At 63.4% G+C, this 17390-nt stretch carries 15 protein-coding genes and 1 pseudogene; 7 read left to right on the forward strand and 9 right to left on the reverse strand.

The features are described 5' to 3' along the window. Nucleotides 1-53: 53 nt before the first annotated feature. Nucleotides 54-674, reverse strand: a complete 621-nt coding sequence (locus AB7Z56_RS26245) for a TetR/AcrR family transcriptional regulator (protein ID WP_028153393.1) — start codon at nt 672-674, stop codon at nt 54-56. A 69-nt stretch (nt 675-743) separates the two neighbouring features. Next, nucleotides 744-1274: a PaaI family thioesterase gene (locus tag AB7Z56_RS26250; protein WP_441256488.1), complete on the reverse strand. Its 531-nt coding sequence runs from the start codon at nt 1272-1274 to the stop codon at nt 744-746. 153 nt (nt 1275-1427) lie between these two features. Between AB7Z56_RS26250 and AB7Z56_RS26255 the strand changes: the two genes are divergently transcribed. The 3 genes from AB7Z56_RS26255 to AB7Z56_RS26265 all read left to right on the forward strand — a co-directional run bounded on the left by AB7Z56_RS26255 (nt 1428) and on the right by AB7Z56_RS26265 (nt 5103). Beyond that, nucleotides 1428-2198, forward strand: a complete 771-nt coding sequence (locus tag AB7Z56_RS26255) for an enoyl-CoA hydratase (protein ID WP_441256489.1) — start codon at nt 1428-1430, stop codon at nt 2196-2198. Nucleotides 2199-2497: 299 nt separating this feature from the next. Next, entirely contained in the window at nt 2498-3694 is a 1197-nt protein-coding gene (locus AB7Z56_RS26260; protein WP_441256490.1) for an acetyl-CoA C-acyltransferase, read from the forward strand. Between the two features lie 113 nt (nt 3695-3807). Then, nucleotides 3808-5103, forward strand: a complete 1296-nt coding sequence (locus tag AB7Z56_RS26265; RefSeq protein WP_063983822.1) for an MFS transporter — start codon at nt 3808-3810, stop codon at nt 5101-5103. On the opposite strand, the pseudogene AB7Z56_RS26270 reads toward AB7Z56_RS26265, so the two are convergent. The 3 genes and pseudogenes from AB7Z56_RS26270 to AB7Z56_RS26280 all read right to left on the reverse strand — a co-directional run bounded on the left by AB7Z56_RS26270 (nt 5100) and on the right by AB7Z56_RS26280 (nt 8437). After that, nucleotides 5100-6501 (reverse strand): annotated as a pseudogene (locus AB7Z56_RS26270) (carbohydrate porin). The gene AB7Z56_RS26265 and the pseudogene AB7Z56_RS26270 sit on opposite strands and share 4 nt — an antisense overlap. A gap of 21 nt (nt 6502-6522) precedes the next feature. Further along, on the reverse strand, nt 6523-7539 hold the full coding sequence (locus tag AB7Z56_RS26275) for a transporter (protein WP_231144625.1): 1017 nt from the start codon (nt 7537-7539) through the stop codon (nt 6523-6525). 115 nt (nt 7540-7654) lie between these two features. Beyond that, entirely contained in the window at nt 7655-8437 is a 783-nt protein-coding gene (locus tag AB7Z56_RS26280) for an acetoacetate decarboxylase (RefSeq protein ID WP_441256491.1), read from the reverse strand. Nucleotides 8438-8657: 220 nt separating this feature from the next. On the opposite strand from AB7Z56_RS26280, the gene AB7Z56_RS26285 reads away from it, so the two are divergent. Next, a complete protein-coding gene (locus AB7Z56_RS26285) occupies nt 8658-9833 on the forward strand; it encodes a patatin-like phospholipase family protein (RefSeq protein ID WP_135214333.1) in 1176 nt (391 codons plus the stop codon). A gap of 467 nt (nt 9834-10300) precedes the next feature. Continuing rightward, entirely contained in the window at nt 10301-11101 is an 801-nt protein-coding gene (locus AB7Z56_RS26290; RefSeq protein ID WP_208086279.1) for a type 1 glutamine amidotransferase domain-containing protein, read from the forward strand. Between the two features lie 117 nt (nt 11102-11218). Here the strand turns inward: AB7Z56_RS26290 and AB7Z56_RS26295 are convergent, their stop codons facing one another. The 4 genes from AB7Z56_RS26295 to AB7Z56_RS26310 form a co-directional block, all read right to left on the reverse strand. After that, nucleotides 11219-11872, reverse strand: a complete 654-nt coding sequence (locus tag AB7Z56_RS26295; protein ID WP_028157690.1) for a TadE/TadG family type IV pilus assembly protein — start codon at nt 11870-11872, stop codon at nt 11219-11221. Then, nucleotides 11872-12429 (reverse strand): TadE/TadG family type IV pilus assembly protein, encoded by a 558-nt coding sequence (locus AB7Z56_RS26300; RefSeq protein ID WP_135214335.1) that lies wholly within the window; start codon nt 12427-12429, stop codon nt 11872-11874. Before AB7Z56_RS26300 ends, AB7Z56_RS26295 begins: the two co-directional genes overlap by 1 nt. Nucleotides 12430-12439: 10 nt before the next feature. Then, nucleotides 12440-13864, reverse strand: a complete 1425-nt coding sequence (locus AB7Z56_RS26305) for a TadE/TadG family type IV pilus assembly protein (protein ID WP_071917521.1) — start codon at nt 13862-13864, stop codon at nt 12440-12442. A gap of 380 nt (nt 13865-14244) precedes the next feature. After that, the gene (locus AB7Z56_RS26310) at nt 14245-15039 is read right to left on the reverse strand and encodes an IclR family transcriptional regulator (RefSeq protein ID WP_354176752.1); all 795 of its coding nucleotides are present in this window, start codon (nt 15037-15039) and stop codon (nt 14245-14247) included. Nucleotides 15040-15276: 237 nt separating this feature from the next. Here AB7Z56_RS26310 and AB7Z56_RS26315 point away from each other — a divergent pair, with 237 nt between their 5' ends. Both AB7Z56_RS26315 and AB7Z56_RS26320 read left to right on the forward strand, forming a co-directional pair. Next, nucleotides 15277-16437 (forward strand): aminotransferase class V-fold PLP-dependent enzyme, encoded by a 1161-nt coding sequence (locus tag AB7Z56_RS26315; RefSeq protein ID WP_354176753.1) that lies wholly within the window; start codon nt 15277-15279, stop codon nt 16435-16437. A 29-nt stretch (nt 16438-16466) separates the two neighbouring features. After that, nucleotides 16467-17363: an amino acid ABC transporter substrate-binding protein gene (locus tag AB7Z56_RS26320; protein WP_354176754.1), complete on the forward strand. Its 897-nt coding sequence runs from the start codon at nt 16467-16469 to the stop codon at nt 17361-17363. Nucleotides 17364-17390 lie beyond the last annotated feature (27 nt).

A 17390-nucleotide genomic window follows, 5' to 3' on the forward strand; every position in this document is an offset into this window, starting at 1 on the left:
GTGGAGAGATGGTGGGCACGGCGCTGGAGCGCCTTTGCCCACCCTACCGCAGCTCAGTTCTGCTTCGCCTTCTTCGCCGCCGTCACCTTCGGCTCGCGCTTCGCGCCATCGAGCGCGCTGTCCTTGCCGGCCTTCAGCACCTCGTCCGACAGTTCGCTGGATCCTGCAATGCGCGCCAGCAGCATGGTGCCGGCCATCGTGGCCAGCGTCGCGATTGCCTGCTTGCGCGCGGCCTTGCGCGGCAGGTTGGGGATGAAATCGGTCATCATCTCGACCATCTCGTCGAGCTTTCCGGCAAAGGCCTTGCGCGTCTTCGGACTCTCGCGGGCGATCTCGGCGCCGAGCGCGGGAATCGAGCAGCCGTGGCCGGGATTATCCCGATGCAGCGCCGAAAGATAGGTCTCGACGATCTGGGTCAGTTGCTTTTCGGGCGCGACCTGATCGGACTGCTTGCGCCAGTGCTCCATCGAGCGGTCCATGGCATAGGCAAAGGCCTCGATCACCAGCGCCTCGCGCGAGTCGAAATGCGCGTAGAAGCCGCCATGGGTCAGGCCCGCCTCCTTCATGAGGTCGGCGACGCCGATGCCGTGAGCGCCTTTTTCGCGCAGCCGCACGGAGGCCTTCTTCACGATTCGGTCGTGGGTTTCCTGCTTGTGTTCCCGGGAATAGCGCATGCGGGTCTCATTGAATGTCGGAGATCATCTCATAACACAGAAATGGACCAGGCGGCGCATTAATTCATGTTAAGTTGTCGCGCCGATCATGGAAAAGGTTGCAGTTGCATGGACTGCGAGCGCACCCTTGCCGTCGCGCACGAAACCTTCCGTGTAGCTGGTCTGGCGTCCCAGCTTGATGATCTTGCCTTCGGCCGAGATCAGCCCGGAACGGACCGACAGCGGGCGCAGGAACGTCATTTTCAGGTCGAGGGTCACGGACGATTGCCCGGCCTCCAGCCGCGTCGAGATGGCGCAGCCCATGGCGGTATCAATCAGCGCCGCGGCGGTCGCGCCGTGCAGGAGGCCGATGGTATTTTCGAGATCCTCGCGCGGCTCAAGTTCCATCACGATCCGGCCCGGCTCGACCACGGCCATAGTGAAACCGATCAATTTTGCGAAGGGCGGCGGCGGCAACCGGCCGTCGCGGATTCCCAGCATCGCGTCCATGCCTGAAAGCCCCATCGCTGCTTTTGCAACCGGCGCAGGCACCTGCCAGTCCACCACGCGCTCACGCCGCTGCGCGGGCGAAAACAGGTCGAGTTGATCGTTACAGGTCATGGCGGCCTCTTTGTATGATGTATGTCATACTATGTCACGAACTTCGCCATGGCAACTCCGCCCCCCACCCGCTTGACAAGCAGAGCGTTTCGGCACCGAAGTGATCCCGACCCGCGCGCCTCGCGCATGTCCACGAAACTCTGAGATGCTCCGATGGAAATGCTCAACAATCACTGCAGCATGACGCGCGATGCGCGCGGCGTCGTCCATGTCGCGATCTGCAACGCCGGCCCGCTCAACATTCTGGGCTCGCCCGTCACTGATGCCGTGCGCGAAGGCCTGCAGACCCTCGCGACTGACCGCAGCATCCGCGTCGTGGTGCTGCGCGGCCAGAGCGAGAAGAGCATGATCGGCGGCGCCGACATCAAGGAGATGGCCAAGCTCGACCAGAAGTCAGCCGAAGCTTTTATCAGCCGCCTGCGCGATCTCTGCGAGGCCGTGCGCCAATTCCCGGCCCCCGTGATCGCGCGGATGCCGGGCTGGTGCCTCGGCGGCGGCCTCGAAGTCGCCGCCGCCTGCGACTTCCGGATCGCGGCGCATGATGCGCATTTCGGCATGCCCGAGGTCCGCGTCGGCATCCCCTCGGTGATCCACGCCGCCCTGCTTCCGCGCCTGATCGGCTGGGCCCGCGCGCGCTGGCTGGTGATGACCGCGGAGAACATCGACGCGCCGACGGCGCTGGCCTGGGGACTGGTGGACAAGGTTGCGCCGGAGGGCGGATTGGATGCCGAGGTCGAACACGTCGTGAAGGCGCTGCTCGAATGCGGCCCCGAGGCGCTGCGCTCGCAAAAGGCGCTGCTGCGGCAATGGGAGGAACTGCCGCTGACGGAGTCGGTAAATCTCAGCGTCAAGGTGTTCGGCGAGTCGTTCCTGACGGACGAGCCGACGCGGCTGATGCAGGCTTTCGTAAACAGGAAGCGGTAGGCTGCCTCCACACTGACGGTGTCATGCCCCGGCTTGACCGGGGCATCCAGTACGCCGCGGCTCATCGGTTCGATCACCACCGCCTCTGGAATACTAGATCGCCCGATCAAGTCGGGCGATGACAGTGCCGTGCGGAGCGACCGCCACGCCAAAGTCCGCGACAGTCACGTCACCCCCTCCAATCGAACGACCAAATCTCATCCGAACCACGACAATTTCTCATGCCGGCCGCGGTTGCATTTTTTGCGCCGCATCATATGATGACCATAATGTTTTCCGTCATCGCTGGGAGTTTCATCATGGCCGAAGCCGCCGATCCCGTCGTCATCGTCTCCGCCGCCCGCACCCCGCTCGGCCGCTTCATGGGCGAGCTGTCGCCGCTGGCGGCACACAAGCTCGGATCGCATGTGATCAACGCCGCGCTGGAGCGCGCCAAGCTCGCGCCCGAGAAGGTGGACGAAGTTTTCATGGGCTGTGTGCTGCCGGCCGGACAAGGCCAGGCGCCGGCGCGACAGGCGGCACGTAGCGCCGGCCTGCCCGACGCCACGGGCGCGACCACGGTCAACAAGGTCTGCGGCTCCGGCATGAAGGCGACCATGCTGGCGCACGACATCATCCGCGCCGGCTCGGCCGAGATCGTCGTTTCCGGCGGCATGGAGAGCATGAGCAACGCGCCCTATCTGCTCGCCAAGGCCCGCGGTGGCTACCGCGCCGGGCACGACCGCATCATCGACCACATGATGATGGACGGGCTGGAGGATGCCTACGAGACCGGCCGTTCCATGGGCGATTTCGGCGAGGCCACCGCGGAAGCCTATCAGTTCACCCGCAAGGACCAGGATGCCTATGCGATGGAGACGCTGAGCCGTGCGCGCAAGGCGGTCGAGAGCGGCGCGTTCAAGGCCGAGATCGCGCCGATCACGCTGACCGAGAAAGCAGGCCCTCGCATCGTCGCCAATGACGAGCATCCGCTGAAGGTCGATCCTGCGAAAATCCCCGGATTGAAGCCGGCGTTCCGCGCCAACGGCACCATCACGCCGGCCGCCTCCTCCGCCAATGCCGACGGCGCCGCGGCGCTGGTGCTGACGAAGCGCTCGCTGGCTGATCGCAACGGCCTGCCGGCAATCGCCGAGATCAAGGGCCACGCCACCCACAGCCAGGAGCCGCAATGGTTCACGACGGCTCCGATCCCGGCGATCCGCAAGCTGCTCGACAAGGTCGGCTGGAGCGCCGGCGATGTCGACCTGTTCGAGATCAACGAGGCCTTCGCCGTGGTGGCGATGGCGGCGCAGCGCGACCTCGGCATCCCGCGCGAGAAGCTGAACATCAACGGCGGCGCCTGCGCGCTTGGCCATCCCATCGGTGCCACCGGCGCGCGGCTGATTGTGACGCTGCTGCACGCGCTCGAGGCGCAAAACCTCAAGCGCGGCGTTGCGGCACTCTGCATTGGCGGCGGTGAAGCCACGGCCATCGCCGTGGAGCGTCTGACGCACTGACCTAGATACGTCCGAAAATGAGGGAACTCTGTCATTTTCGACAGACGCGTCCCGTGCCATTCTACAAGCTCGTGCAGGTGTCTCAAAGCCTGCCCATCAAACATTGAGGCCCAATGATCTCGAACTGGCTCGCGGCGACACTCGGCCGCCGCAATATCCACTACGGCTGGGTGATGGTCGGCGTGACCTTCCTCACCGCGCTGATCAGCGCCGGCACGGTCGGCGCGCCCGGCGTGTTCATCGTCCCGCTTCAGCAGGAGTTCGGCTGGAGCACGGCGCAGATTTCCTCCGCGCTGTCGATCCGCTTCATCCTGTTCGGGCTGATGGCGCCGTTCGCGGCCGCCCTGCTCAACCGCTACGGCCTGCGCAACGTCACGCTGGCCGCCCAGCTCATCGTCGTTTCCGCGCTTGTGGCTTCGCTCGGCATGACGCAAGTCTGGCAGCTCGTGTTGCTGTGGGGCGTCGTGATCGGCATCGGCACCGGCATGACCGCGCTGGTGCTGGGCGCCACCATAGCGACGCGCTGGTTCGCCGCGCGGCGCGGCCTCGTCGTCGGCATCATGACCGCGAGCGTCGCCACCGGCCAGCTCGTATTCCTGCCGCTGCTCGCAAGCCTGACCGAACGTTACGGCTGGCGGCTCGCGCTCGGCTTCGTCTGCATCGCGCTCGGCGTCTCCGCCGTGGCGGTTCTCCTTGCGATGCGCGACCGGCCGAGCGATGTGGGCCTGCGCCCATTCGGCGACGAAGGCACCGAGCCCCTGCCGGCCCCTCCGGTCAGCCATGGTTCGATCACCGGCGTGGCACTCGGCACGCTGCGCGACGCCTCGAAGTCGCGCGCGTTCTGGATCCTGTTTGCGACCTTCTTCGTCTGCGGCGCGTCGACCAACGGCCTCGTCCAGGTGCACCTGATCCCGATGTGCCTCGATTTCGGGATTCCGCAGGTGCAGGCCGCAGGCCTGCTCGCCGCGATGGGCATCTTCGATTTCTTCGGCACGATCATGTCGGGCTGGCTGTCGGACCGCTACGACAACCGCTACCTCCTGTTCTGGTACTACGGCCTGCGCGGGCTCTCGCTGATCTTCCTGCCGTTCAGCGACTTCTCGTTCTACGGGCTGTCGATCTTCGCGATGTTCTACGGCCTCGACTGGATCGCCACGGTGCCGCCGACCGTGCGGCTCACCGCGCAGAAGTTCGGGCCCGAGCGCGCCAATCTGGTGTTCGGCTGGATCTTTGCCGGCCATCAGCTCGGCGCAGGCACTGCGGCGTTCGGTGCCGGCTTCTCGCGGACGGTCTATGAGAGCTACCTGCCCGCGTTCTTCATCGCCGGCGCGCTCTGCGTGTTCGCCTCGCTGATCGTTCTGGCGCTGTCGCGGCAACCGAAGGCCGAGCCGAAGCCGGCGATGGCCTAGTACCTGATCGTGGTGGTGACGCCGAACACTGCGGCGTCACCGATCCGCGAAACGCCGGTCGGATCGTTCGGATTGGGGATGCCGCCGGAGGGCCGGAACACGTATTGGAAGTAAGGCGCGATCAGCCAGCCCGGCTTGATATGCGCCTCGTAGATCATCTCGATCAGCGTCTCGTTGCTGCGCACCGGACTCTGGATGCCGGTGAAAGCCTGCGTATCAATGTCAAGATTGCGCGCGGTGTTCGAAATCCGCATATAGGCCATCGCCACGCCGAAGCGATCGAGCGGACGGCCTGGCGTGAAGCCCACGAAACCGATGCCGCCGTCCACATAAAGGTCGATCAGATTGCGGTCCGGCGGGCTGTAGGCAATGCGGCCGAACGCGGTGACGCCCGGAAGCGAGGCTGACGTGGTGTTGTCCTTCACCTCCGGCGGGCGATAGAGCACCTGCTCGATGACAGCGAAGATACCGTAATTGCCGCGAAGTCTTGCAGGCACACCGCTTCCGCCGGGATCGGCGATCGAGAGCCCCTCGGCCGTAAAACGCTGGCTGTCGAACGAGCCGTAATGCTTCCAGGCGCCCGGCGTGAAATTGCCGGCGAGCGGCCGGCCGCCGATATCGATGTCGTAGTTGAAGCGGACCTGCCCGATCACCCACGGCGGATCGTTGACCCGGAACGCCAGGCCATGATGGTCGCGCAGCTGCGGATCCTGATCGCCCGGACCCGACGGATCGCCGTTGAACACCGCACCGAACGCGGTGATGTTGTCCGTCAGCGCCGCCTTGATGCGGATACCGGGCACAGCGATCGGGTGCCGGGCCGCCGGCCGGAAGGTTGCTGGCCTTGATCGCGGGCCAGCCGAAGGTGCCGTTGATGAAGAGGTCGTCGGTCTGGCTGTCGAAGAACTCGACGTCGGCGGCCTGCTGGCCGGCCCTGATGTTCAGGCGGTCGCCAAAGAAGCTCTGCTCGAAATAGGCGTTGTAGAGCCGCTGGTCCGGCAATGCCTCGATCTCGCTGATGGTGGCGAGGTTCATCACGTAGTTGCGGCTCAGCCCCTGGCCGTAGATCACGAACGCATTGGCGTAGAAGCGGCCGCCGGCCCAGCCGACGAGCTTGTCGAGATCGGCATCGACCGAGAGATCGAGGCGCCCGAAATGGATGGCGCCGCGCTTCACGCCGCCGGAGACGTTGGCGATGTTGTCGGCGATATAGGTGGCGCCGAAGTTCAGGCCCTTGTTGGCAAGCCCGTCATGCCATTCGTTGAACCATTTCGGCGCCAGCCATTCGGCCGCGCTTTCGTCCTTGGCGCCGGCGAGCGCGCCGGTGCTCGCCACCGTCGAGGCCAGCACGATCGCGGCCGCATTTCGCAGCGGAAATCTGTGGGACGTCCCGATCACGGCTGATACCGGCTGCGTACGCTACCTGAAGATACCCGTGCGCCGCATGAACAGATAGGCCGCGCCGACCGACGAGGCCATCAGGAGCGCCGCCCAGAGAAATCCGCTCTCGACGTCGGTGAGCGGCAGGCCCTTGGTGTTCATGCCGAAGATGCCGGTGATCAGGGTCGGCGGCAGCAGCAGCGAGGTCACGATGGAGAGCGTGTGGAGGTGGTGGTTGCTCTCCTCCTCGTTCTTGAAGCGCAGCTCCTCCTCGAGCAGGCGGCTGCGTTCGCGGAGCTCGACGATGTCGTGATCGAGCCCGTCCAGCCGCTGCGCCAGCTTGCCGGCGTGAATGCGCAAGGCCGGCGCGAGATGATCGGTGTTCTTCTGATCGAGGCGGTGGAACAGCACGCGCAGGCCGGTGAGCTGGCGATGCAACCTGACGCAGGTCCGGCGCAGCCGGCCGAGATTGCGGCGCATCTCCGGCTTGGCGTCGTCGGCCAAAATCCGTTCCTCGATGTCGTCGATCTCCTGGCCGAGCTTGTCCGCCATCCGGTCCAGCGTATCGGCGACCTCGTCGACGATCTTTTCCAGGAGATGGGCGACGTTGTCGACGCGGTAGCCGCCTTCGAGCACGCGGCGCGTCGCATCGGCCGAGCACAGCGCCTGATGCCGGCCGCTGACGAGAAGATGCTCGGTCATGGCGAAACGCAGGAACGCGGTCTCCTCCGTCGCGCTGTCGATGTCGCGCACGAGATCGGAGAAGACGCCGTAGACGCAATGGTCGATGACGTGAAGCTGCTGGAAAGTGTCGTTGGACAGCAGGAGGTCACGCGCGAGCGGCGGCAGCTGTGACGCCGCGATCCAGGGCCGTGCGCGCGTATCGGTCAGGTTGAAATGCAGCCAGAGCCGGCCGTCATGGCTGAACTCGATCGGCTGGTCGATCGGCAGCGCCTCGGCACTGCCGTCGCCGTGCAGCCGGAACGCCCAGACCAGGCCGGGAATGACGGGCACGGTGTCCGATATCGTGCTGACAAGCTTCGCCGGCTCAGCCATGGCCAACCCCAACCGTCAACAAATGCCCCGCTTCCGGAAGATGGCTGACGGCATCTTCCGGACTTCTCGCGGGTACTCAATTACGGCTTTGTTACAGTTTGATGATGGTGCCGCCCTACTCTGCAGCGAGCCCCGTCGCGGCCATCGCCTCGGCCTCCTTGACGTAGTCGTGCACGACGCGGCCGAACGGCAGCGTGAGATCGGCGATGTAGTGGTGCGCGCCCAGGCAGCGGCGGACCGGGAAATCCGCGACCGGCGCGTTGACATGCGGCACCAGATGCAGCCGGCCGGGCCCCATCCAGGAGCCCTTCGGCACGATGTCGATGAGGTTGATCGCGACGAGTTGGCAAACTTCGAGACGGCCGTCGACGCCCGGGATCATCTTCAGATTGATCTGCGTCTTCGACAGCGTCGCACGGGTGTGATCGCCGTTGCCGGCCATGCTCTCGTGCTTGTAGCCCATCGTGCCCATGGCGACGAGCTGACCGGCATATTCCAGCGTGCCAGTCAGCGTGTCCTTGACGATCTCGAGTTTCGGATGGGCATATTTCTTGGGAAAGCCCCAGATCTCGCGGCCCGCCGCGATCGGCGGATCATCATCCAGATACATCTGCGAGACGAAATTGACCTCCTCGCCGTTGAGGCGCGCGGGGATGACGAGGCCGGATTCGGTGTAGCTGCCGAAGCCGGAGGAGTCCGGCATCTTGATCCATTCGTAGTGCACGATCGGCTGGTCGATCGGCTCCAGCGGCTCAGGCAGGCCGGCGCGGATCAGCTCCGGATCGGTCTCGTAGGTGATGACGAGGAATTCGCGGTTGACGAAGCGATAGGGCCCGGCCGGATAGCTCGGCCCCGCCGCCGGCATGGACGGAAGTCTCAGCACGTCTTCCCTGCGCATCCTGATCTCCTGTGTGTGGTGCCCGCCCGGCGGCGTCAGGCCTGGACCGCAAATTGCTAGCCGCCGTCATTGACTGCGATGTGAAGGATTTCCGTCAGGCGCACGACCTCCCGCCATTTCCGCTGCGGTCGGCCTGCATGCAGACGACGCATCGGCGCTGAAATTGTCATCACGCCGTCACTGCCGGACGCAATCGTTTGGTCCACGCTAGGAGGCACCCATGGACGCCCGCACGTCGCAACCGGCTCATCAGACGCATCAGCCTCCCGCACGGGGCTGGCGCCCCGAACGCTGCGACCGCGTCGCGCTGGTGCTGCAAGGTGGCGGCGCGCTCGGCGCCTACCAGGCCGGCGTCTACCAGGCGCTGCACGAAGCCGGCATCGAGCCCGACTGGGTCTGCGGTGTCTCGATCGGTGCAATCAACTCCGCCATCATCGCCGGCAACAAGCCGGAGAAGCGGCTGGAGGCGCTGCGCATCTTCTGGGAGCGCATCACCAATCGCAAGATCTGGCATTACACGCCCGACGGCGACATCTTCCGCCAGTGGCGCAATCTCACCAGTGCGTGGATGACGTCGGCGATGGGCCAGCCCGGCTTCTTCACCCCGCACCAGGTCAATCCCTGGTTCAGCCCGGTCGGCGCGCGCACCGCCACCAGCTATTACGACACGATGCCGCTGAAGGAGAGCCTGCTGGAGCTCGTCGACTTCGACCTCATCAACGAGAAGAAGGTCCGTTTCGCGGTCGGCGCGGTCAACGTGCTCTCGGGCAACTTCATCTATTTCGACAACTCCCATGACGAGATCGAGCCGGAGCACATCATGGCCTCCGGCGCCCTGCCCCCGGCGCTGCCGATGGTGCGGATCGGCACCGATCATTTCTGGGACGGCGGCATCGTCTCCAACACGCCGCTCCAGCATCTGCTCGACCAGGAGGATGCGCTCAACTCGCTGGTGTTCCAGGTCGACCTGTTCAGCGCACGGGGTGTGCTGCCGCGCTCGATCCAGGACGTGATGGCCCGCCACAAGGACATCATGTATTCCTCGCGCACGCGCCACAACACCGACGTCTACCGCCGCACGCACAACCTCAAGGTTCTGCTCTACAAGGCCCTGGCGAAAGTCCCGGACGAGCAACTCTCCGACGAGGATCGCCAGCTCAAGTCGAGCCTGCGCCGCATGCCGGAGATCGCGATCCTGCACCTGATCTACCAGCAGAAGGCCTATGAGGGCGACGCCAAGGACCATGAGTTCTCGGGCACCTCGATGCGCGAGCACTGGACGAGCGGCTACGAGGACACCAAGCGCACGCTGAAGCGCCGCGACTGGATCAAGATGCCGGACGAAGGCATGGGCCTCGTGGTGCACGACGTGCACCGGGAGACGGAGAGCGCGTAAAGCACCCCGCGCGGGCTGCTCCAAACAAAAACTGCGAAAACAACCCCATGCACAGTAGCCGGCGCGCGGCGGATCAATGACTTACGTTTTACCGAAGTAAACTTGACTCGTCGGGCAAAACAGGAGCATGATGGCATCATTGCAAAATCGCACGATGCATCCGCTCCAGGCCGATCGCGCCACATGGTCAGACTACGCCGCATCCCCTAAATTGCGCGCGGAATGACGTTGGGAGGCTGGCTTGCGCGCCATCAGCGAAGCCGCTTACTTCTTCGGCAGCGACAGATTATTCCCTCCGCAGGAGCCTTCGGGGCGAGCTTGCGGAGCGAAGCGGCGTGCTCCGCCCGATCTGCTCCAGTCGTTGCTTGAAACGCCAGAACGGTCGTCGCGTCAGGTTGCCGTTCGCGTCGGCCGGATTGTTATGAAGTTCTAACCGCAAGACGATCAAGCAAATCGCAGGAGACACCATGTCCAAAGGAAAAGTGCTCGTTGTCGGCTCCAATGCCACCCGTATCGAGATCCAGGGCGGCGGCACCGGACCGACCGGCCAATACCTCAATGAAACCGTCGTGCCGGCGATGGCCGTGATCGATGCCGGCTACGAGGTGGTGCTGGCGACGCCGAACGGCAAGCAACCGTACATCGATCCGGCCTCCGATCATGCGGCCCATTTTGACGGCGACGAGAAGGCCTACCGGCGGGGACGCGACTTCTTCGACAAGGACCCGGCGATGACCAACGTCCATACGTTGCGCGCGATCGTGGACGGAGGACTGGATCAATACGCCGCCGTTTTTGTCCCCGGCGGGCAGGGCCCGGTCGTCGACCTCATGCAGGATCCCGAGCTCGGCAAGATTCTGCGATATTTCCACGAACGGAAGAAGATCACGGCGCTGCTCTGCCACGGACCGATCGCAACTCTGGCCGCCCTGCCCGACGCCAAGGCCTATCGCGCCGCCCTGATCGCCGGCGACAAGGCCAAGGTCGCGGAGCTGGGCAAGGGCTGGCAATATGCGGGATATAAGATGACGGTGTTCACCGCCTCGGAAGAGATACCGATCGAGGAGCAGTTCCTGCACGGCAAGATCTACTTCACCATGCCGGACGCGCTGGGAGCTGCGGGTGCCGAGGTCAGCCGAAGCGCCGTCGACTTCGAGCCTTACGTCGTCGAGGACCGCGAGCTGATCACCGGCCAGAATCCGCGGTCCGACCATCCCATCGCGGCAAAGCTGATCGCAGCGCTCGACCGCGCCACTGTGGCGGCGTAAGCGTTTACTCCAATGTCATCCGGCCCGGTGCGCAATTGCGCACAGGGGCCGGGAGGAAATCGGGACGGAAGCGTGCCTCAGCGGCATCCGGCTTCTTTCGGACCGCGTTCCGTGAAACTAACAGGTCTTCTGCTGCAAGTGCTGCACGCAGGTGCAGGTCTTCGCCGCCGGATATTTCACGTCGTAATAGGGAAAACTCGACGTGGCGGGGGTGTTCGTCGAGCAGCGGGGGAACAGGTAATAGCTGTCGGACAGCTTCACCGTGCCGGCGATCGTGAAGCCGAGGTTGGGCGCGTAGTCGTAGGACACCTCGCTCAGAATGAGCGAGATGTTGGCATTGCTGGTGCCGCCCGGCGCGGTAAAGGACGACAAGGTCATCTGCTGACCGGCGGCCCTCGCCCCCGACGTACTGGTCGACTTGCTCCATTGCACCGTCGCGTTGCCATTGCTGTCGGTCGAGACCTCGGAGACCGTGATCGTCATCAGCGAGGTGCTGCCGTTCTTGATGGGATAGGGAGCCATGATGGAGCTCGCCGCAGCGAGAATGCCGTCCATCTGGGTCGACGTGACGGCCGTGTTCTGCGAGATCATGTCGGCAACGCTGTGCGCAGTCGCGCTGACCTTGACGTTCATGGCGAGCCCGTTCCCGAGCTCGACGCCGCCGACATAGAGCACCAGCATGAACGGCGTCACGATGGCGAACTCCGTCGCTGCAACAGCGCGTACATCGGTCAACATCTGCCGAGCGCGAGACGACAGGGCGGAGATCATCAGGTAGCTCCTGGCTCGTTCTGGAACGCGGCGGACGACATGAGCAGCCGGTTGCCATTGCTAAGGTTCGAGAGATTGAAGCCGAGCGGCCCGAGCACGACCGGCCAGACATACATGACGCGGAGAACGACGATATCGCCGGAATCGCCCGGATTGTATTGCCAGCTGTTGGTCACATTGCCCGAGCCGTCGAAGGTCAGCGTGGGCGTCGCCGTGTTCGCGGAAGACCAGGACGTTGCGACCTGCATGTCGACCATCAGACCGCTGCAATTGAACAGGATCACGATCTGATCGCAGACCTTCTGCTTGAAAACCGCCTGGTTCATCTGCGCCGACTGAACCTGCCCCGTCATGACGAGACGCGCCGACTGGCGCACCACGGTTTCAAGCATCTGCTGGGCAAAGAAAACCAGAAACGTCTGGATGAGCGCGATGATGAGGGCGAGAAACGGCGCGGCAACGAGCGCGAATTCGACGGCCGTGGCTCCGCGGCTATCGCCGGCGAAGGCGGCGCAGCGGTTGCGGCGTCTTTTCGTTGTCGTGACCTGTCGGGTCATGGCGCCTTCCCTACTGCACGAGGCTGGCCGTGCTGGACGCAACCTTGATGAAGAGGTTGGTCAGCGCAGCGGAAATGTCGCCACCTGTCTGCACGCTCGCATACAGACCGGGCGATGCGCACGATTGCAGCCGTGTCGCGATCGTGCCGGTTGACGAGGATGGATTGTTGAACTGCGAGATGCGGCTCGTGTACCAGCTGTCGCTCAGCTGCAGATACTCGGTGTAGAGGACCGCGATGCGAATGCCGCGGTTCTTGATCGTCGTGCAGACCGTCGTGTCGAGCGGTTGCTGGCACCGCAAGGTCGTCGAGTTGGCTGTCGGAAGCGCATAGGTGGCATTGGGGTCGCAGGAGCCCCCCGTCTTCGGGATGAGCTTGTCCTCGACGCCGTCGGTGACGAGGAAGACCACTTCCTGCGGCGTATCGCCCGCCTGATTGGTGCCGGTGCCTGGCGCAGGCATCACGGTGTTGACGCCCGTGAGCCCGCCCGAGATATCCGTGCCGTAGTCGGTGGTGTAGGTGCAGTTGCCCTTGCTATCGACAATGGGGCAGTTCTGGTGGTCGACCGTCAGGAGCTGAATGTTGTTGATCTTCGTGGCGGCGGTGTCCGGCGTGGTCAGCACCTGAATCGTGTTGAGGGCGTAGTCGAAGGTGTAGATGGCGGCCTTGTAGGTCGTGTTGTTGAGCGCCGACATGCACTGCATGACGCCGCCCGTCACACCCGCCTGCGGGCACGTCCAGGGTCCCTTCAGCAATTGCGTAACGGCGTTGGTCACGAGATCGATGCGCAGCGTGATGTTGTTTGCGCGTGCGACGGTGAGATTGTCCTTGTTCGTCGAGCTGGCAGTTGCGTTGTTGGGACGCGCCTCATGGCAGGCGAACGAGCAATTCTTCGCGTAGCTGGGCTGGTTCTTCGTGGCCGCGATCATGTTGGTGATGTCGGCCTGCGTCGCGGCAAGCGCCATCGACGGCGAGTCGTCCAGCAGCAGGTAGAAATTCATGTTGGGCGCACTCGACGCCTTCGCCGTTGAGGAGCCAGAGACGTCCCAGGTCTGCTTGCCGAGAACGCTGGGGAAATTATTGACGGACTGCGCGGTGTACGAAACCGTGATGCTTCGTGCGAGGCCGGAATCCGTGACGGTGATGGTCGGCGTCGGCGTCGCCGTCAGACCGGGAAGATTCGCCTTCGCTGCAAAGACGGCTGCGGCGGTCGCCTGGACGACCGTCTTGTCGGTCTGGGTCAGCATCGCCGGCCGCACGGCTGCGATCGCGGCCGCGTCGGCGGCTGCGTTCAATTGCTCCCGCTTGCGGACGGCCTGCGTGTAGTCGAGCGTCATGCCCAGGAGAAAGACGATCGGCACCATCGTGAGGGCGAAGATAACGGCGATGTTGGCCTTCCGGTCTCTTGCGAAACGGAGCACTACCCGGCGGAGCATGACCTTCATCCTGATTGCCGTCGTGGCGGCAGAGAGCAATTCCTAAAGTCTTTTGATCGGGGCAACCGGTGGGATTACCGCTGCCGGTCAGCCCGCCAATCGCAGGCTGGAATATGGATATGGCCTTCTTAATCAACACTTACGGGCAATCCACAAACAGGGAGTGCAACGGAGTGGGATGTTCCATATCGAGAAGACATCATTAACGTCGGTTAAACGCGATCGCAGAGATTGAGGGGTAAGCGGCCTCAGGTGCGGTCGATACGGCCTCAACGCCGGCGCTGGCGGGTGCGTCCGGTGGGCTGCGCAGCATCACCGCGCAGCAGGCACGTCGGTCTGGTTAAGGACGGCTATGGCACAGAGGCCAAGGCATCATGCCGTCATCGGGCATCTGCGCCATCGTCGTCTTCAACTTGCAGAATGGTGTCGGATAGCAGAGCGGCGGCCTTTTGAAGCGGCGCTATGAACCGGTCCAGTTCGGCGAAGCTCACGCGGGCCACCGGTACAGAGACGCCGAGGCAAGCGATCAACTCCCGATCCGGTGACAGAATGGGGACAGCGCACCCCACCACCCCCTTGACGTACTCTTCGTTTGTCTTGGCCCAGCCGCGTTGTCGCGTCTCCTCGAGAACCTTCATCAGCGCCTGGACATCGACGATCGTCGTTTTGGTGAATTTGGTGAGGGGTAGCGCGCGGCACAGCTTCGCCCGGATCCGCTCGGGCAGTCTGCTCATATAGATCTTTCCGGTCGACGTGCAGTGTAACGGCGCCGCTTCCCCCGGATTGAACTGAAGACCTTGCGGCTCCGAAACGCGAACGCTGTCGACATAGGCAACGACGTTGTCGCGTACGACGCCGATCTCACACTGTTCGCCGATTTCTTCCGCGACCGCCCGAAGCACCGCGTGCCGCCGCGCAGTGCGAAATGCAGCGCCGATGACAGTCGCGGACAGTGTGACGAGCTGGTTTCCCACAACGTACCGCTTGGTACCCAACGCCTTCTGAAGCAGTCCGCGGTCTTCGAGGTTTCCGATCAACCTGTGTGCCGTTGGAAGCGGCAGCGAAAGAGCCTTTGCGATCTCTGCGGCCGAGACGGCTTTGCGTTGGTCGGCAACATGCCGAACGATCGCGAAAGCACGATCCAACGGTCCTTCCTTCCCAATTCGCTTCGTCATTTCCCACCCGGCCAAAACTGGAAGTGAAATCAAGATCAACGCCGAGTATTATCATTTTTCGGAATAAAATATATTGAAATTCGACAAAATCAATTGTCGAAATCCTGAAAGCTCATATTCTTGGCGTCACCGGCGATTGACCAGAAATTGTGCAGTGCGGTCTCGCCGTTCCGAAAATCGCGCTCCGCCGCTTGGCCGGGAGCCAAGTTCTGCCGGCGCGCTCAACAGGAGATGTGCATGTCTCGTCATTACGACGTGGAAGCCGTGAGGAAGGAATTCCCCGCCGTCGAACGGATGGTCTATCTGGATTCCGGGTTTCAAACGCCGCTCGCGCGTCCCGTGAAGGCCGCGATCGAGCTTTTCCTTCGCGAGGGCTTCGAGACAGCCGGTCCGAAGAGCATCTGGCTCGATCGGGTCGAGCAGACCCGTGCCAAGGTCGCCCGCTTTCTCGGCGTGACGGCGGATGAGATTGCCTTCACGAAAAACACGTCGGAAAGCATGAACATTGCGGCAAACGCACTGCCGCTACAGGCCGGCGACAACGTCCTGATGATCCACGGCGATCACCCGAACAACGCCTACGCGTTCCTCAATCTGCAACGGAAAGGCGTCGAGATCCGCTTCATCCCGATGACGGACGTCGTCGACGCCGACAGCTTTGCTCCCTTCATTGACGAAAGGACGCGTGCGATCTCGATGTCGCATGTGACTTTTCACGCCGGTCACCGCTTTGACATCGAGAGCGTCGGCGCGATGTGCGTCAGGAACAAACTCCACTTCGTGGTGGACGTGATGCAGGCCATCGGAGTCGTGCCTGTTAACGCCAAGGCGATCGGCGCAAGCTTCATCGGCTCCGGCAGCCACAAGGGATTACTGGTTCCGCAAGGGCTCGGGCTGCTCTATTGGGACCAGACGCTCAAAGAGCTCGAGCCGACCTATCTGGCGGCTGCGAGCCTCGCCGAGATCCCGAGCGACCTCATCGCGCGTGCCGACGGGATGGCGCCCTCGCCGGCCGCCAAGCGCTTCGAGCTCGGCAACTTCAACCTGCCCGCAGTCCACGCCCTCGGTGCTTCGCTCGACATGATCGAGCAGATTGGGGTGCAGAACATCCAGAACCATTGCTTCGATCTCGGCGATCACCTGATTGCACGCCTGGACGAGCTGGGCGTCCGCCTCGTTGGTCCGCGCGAGCGCAAGCATCGCGCTCCGCACATCTACGTCATCGCCCTGCCCGCAGCAGACTGGCTCGGCCATTTCGAGGAGAACGGCGTGCGCGTGTCGCCCGAACGAGATGGCATTCGCGTCTCGCTCGGCATGTTCAACACCGCCACCGACATCGATCGCCTGATCGACGTCATCCGTCGGCGAGGGCTCGGACGCCCGTCCGTCGCAGCTTGAGTTTGACAAACGATGGGAAGGCAAAGACCATGAAGAAGCTCGTTCAGGTATTGGGACTTCTCCCGGCGCTCCTGGCTGTCAACGCAAGCCCGTCCGCGGCAGCCGACAGCGCGACGCTCGACAAGATCAAATCCAGCGGCGCGATCACGATCGGCTACCGTGAGGCTTCGATACCGTTCTCATACCTCGGGCCGGATCAGAAGCCGATCGGATTCTCGCTCGAGCTCTGCGCGGCGATCGTCGATCGCATCAAGGATGAGCTGAAGTTGCCCAGTCTGAAGGTCAACTACACGCCGGTGAACTCCTCGAACCGGATTCCCCTGATCCAGAGCGGGACTGTCGACATCGAATGCGGCGGCACCGCCAACGACAAGAAGCGGCAGGAACAGGTCTCGTTCTCGGTCGCAACGTTCGTCAGCCAGCCGCGCTGGCTCGTCAAGGCCGCCAGTGGCGTGAAGACCGCCGGCGATCTGAAAGGCAAGACGGTTGTCGCTACGCAAGGCTCCAACGCGGTCGGTTTCGCGCAGAGCGTCAACGCCAAGGAGCAGCTCGGCCTCAACATCGTCCAGGCCAAGGACCATGCGGAATCTTTCCTCATGCTGAACACCGGCCGTGCCGTCGCCTTCATGGAGGACGATATCCTTCTCGCCGGGCTCAAGGCTGCGGCGCCGAATCCGGACGCGCTCCTGTTCCTTTCCGAGGGTTACGCGAAGATCTACTATGGACTGATGTTCACCAAGGGCGATGCCGGCTTCAAGAGGCTCGTCGACGACGTTCTCTCCAAGCAGATGGCATCCGGCCAGTTCGAGAAGACCTACGCAAAATGGTTCACCATGCCGATCCCGCCCAAGGGTGAGAACCTCGCATTCCCGCTCACCGACGAGTTGATGGAGCGGATCGCACATCCCAGCGATGCCGTCGACTGATTGACGGAGCTGATCGTCTCGGAAAGT

This window comes from Bradyrhizobium sp. 482_C4_N1_8 (assembly GCF_052075965.1).
Classification (GTDB): domain Bacteria; phylum Pseudomonadota; class Alphaproteobacteria; order Rhizobiales; family Xanthobacteraceae; genus Bradyrhizobium; species Bradyrhizobium barranii.

Coding starts and splice junctions, on each gene's coding strand:
- AB7Z56_RS26245 (WP_028153393.1), bottom strand. CDS start 674: ATGCGCTATTCCCGGGAACACAAGCAGGAAACCCACGACCGAATCGTG.
- AB7Z56_RS26250 (WP_441256488.1), bottom strand. CDS start 1,274: ATGACCTGTAACGATCAACTCGACCTGTTTTCGCCCGCGCAGCGGCGT.
- AB7Z56_RS26255 (WP_441256489.1), top strand. CDS start 1,428: ATGGAAATGCTCAACAATCACTGCAGCATGACGCGCGATGCGCGCGGC.
- AB7Z56_RS26260 (WP_441256490.1), top strand. CDS start 2,498: ATGGCCGAAGCCGCCGATCCCGTCGTCATCGTCTCCGCCGCCCGCACC.
- AB7Z56_RS26265 (WP_063983822.1), top strand. CDS start 3,808: ATGATCTCGAACTGGCTCGCGGCGACACTCGGCCGCCGCAATATCCAC.
- AB7Z56_RS26275 (WP_231144625.1), bottom strand. CDS start 7,539: ATGGCTGAGCCGGCGAAGCTTGTCAGCACGATATCGGACACCGTGCCC.
- AB7Z56_RS26280 (WP_441256491.1), bottom strand. CDS start 8,437: ATGCGCAGGGAAGACGTGCTGAGACTTCCGTCCATGCCGGCGGCGGGG.
- AB7Z56_RS26285 (WP_135214333.1), top strand. CDS start 8,658: ATGGACGCCCGCACGTCGCAACCGGCTCATCAGACGCATCAGCCTCCC.
- AB7Z56_RS26290 (WP_208086279.1), top strand. CDS start 10,301: ATGTCCAAAGGAAAAGTGCTCGTTGTCGGCTCCAATGCCACCCGTATC.
- AB7Z56_RS26295 (WP_028157690.1), bottom strand. CDS start 11,872: ATGATCTCCGCCCTGTCGTCTCGCGCTCGGCAGATGTTGACCGATGTA.
- AB7Z56_RS26300 (WP_135214335.1), bottom strand. CDS start 12,429: ATGACCCGACAGGTCACGACAACGAAAAGACGCCGCAACCGCTGCGCC.
- AB7Z56_RS26305 (WP_071917521.1), bottom strand. CDS start 13,864: ATGCTCCGCCGGGTAGTGCTCCGTTTCGCAAGAGACCGGAAGGCCAAC.
- AB7Z56_RS26310 (WP_354176752.1), bottom strand. CDS start 15,039: ATGACGAAGCGAATTGGGAAGGAAGGACCGTTGGATCGTGCTTTCGCG.
- AB7Z56_RS26315 (WP_354176753.1), top strand. CDS start 15,277: ATGTCTCGTCATTACGACGTGGAAGCCGTGAGGAAGGAATTCCCCGCC.
- AB7Z56_RS26320 (WP_354176754.1), top strand. CDS start 16,467: ATGAAGAAGCTCGTTCAGGTATTGGGACTTCTCCCGGCGCTCCTGGCT.